1 protein-coding gene is annotated in these 1,314 nt (G+C 42.1%); it reads left to right on the top strand.

The genetic code is table 11. From position 1 onward, the window contains the following. The first annotated feature begins 110 nt into the window (after positions 1–110). Positions 111–1,271 (top strand): integrase core domain-containing protein, encoded by a 1,161-nt coding sequence (locus ACOCEA_RS17925; RefSeq protein WP_420757649.1) that lies wholly within the window; start codon positions 111–113, stop codon positions 1,269–1,271. Positions 1,272–1,314 lie beyond the last annotated feature (43 nt).

Here is a 1,314-nt window from a genome sequence, read left to right on the forward strand (position 1 = left end):
GGTACGATATACAAACATCCTTTACAAAGTTATAGAAACATCGTTTACACTTTTTAAGTTGCATTTGGAACCAACATTCAGATGCTATGCCTTGGAAAGAACATACGATTATGGAACAAAAAATTGAATTTATCTGTGAATGGCGAACTGGAAAATACACCATCACGGAGCTTTGTAGAGTCTTTGAAATCTCAAGACCGACGGCTTACAAAATCATTGCCCGGTTTGAAAATGAAGGCTACGAAGGTCTTAGGGAGCTGTCCAGAAAACCACGTAGCCCGCACCCGAACGCGACCAACGAAAAAGTGTTGGACCGTATATTGAAATTGAAGGAAAAACACAAGGCATGGGGCGCTAAAAAGTTGCATACCTTGTTGTATAAAGATTTCCCCGAGGAAATGATCCCAACGGTCTTGACCGTGCACAACATCCTCAAAAAACATGGTTTGGTGTCGCCTCAAAAACGGCTTAGAAGAGTGAAGCCAATACACCCTGTTTTCGACCCAAAAGAGTGCAATGAAGTGTGGAGTGCGGACTATAAAGGAAAGTTCCTCATGGGCAACAAAATTTACTGTCATCCGCTCACCATTGCCGATTCTAAAAGCCGATTTGTATTTACCGCAAAAGGGCATTACAAAGAAAACCTTGCCTCTGCAAAAGCCGAGTTCAAAAGGGTTTTCAGGAAATTCGGCATCCCCGGACAAATCCATACCGACAATGGAAGTCCATTTGGTTCAGTTGCCGCAATACAAAGATTCACCAGGTTATCCTATTGGTTCATCGAACTGGGAATCATGCCCGTGTTTTCTGATCCGGCACAGCCACAACAGAACGGACGGCATGAACGAATGCACCGCGACCTGAAGACCGCCTGTGCCAAGCCTTCAGCTTATGACCTGAAAGCGCAACAAAGACGTCTGAACCAATTTGTAAAAGAATATAATCACCTAAGGCCACATGAGGCATTGGACATGAGAACGCCCGCTTCGGTACATGAATTTTCAACAAGACCATTCCCAGAAAAAATACCCCACTTTGATTACGATTCCAAAATGAAAGTCTTAAAAGTTACACAAAATGGAGCCATCAGATGGAAGGCCTACAATTGGGTTTACCTTTCCGCTTCGCTCCAAGGTAAACATATCGGAGCCCTGGACATTGGCAATGGTATTTGGAGGGTGTTTTATAGAAACGTATTTTTAGGATACTTTGATGAACATGTGTTTAGAAAAAAAGAACAATCAGTGAGGTTAGAAACTAACTTAGTGTAAACTCTAATCTATAACTTTTGTAAACAATGTATATTAACGAACA

This window comes from Maribacter luteocoastalis (assembly GCF_048890225.1).
GTDB lineage: Bacteria > Bacteroidota > Bacteroidia > Flavobacteriales > Flavobacteriaceae > Maribacter > Maribacter luteocoastalis.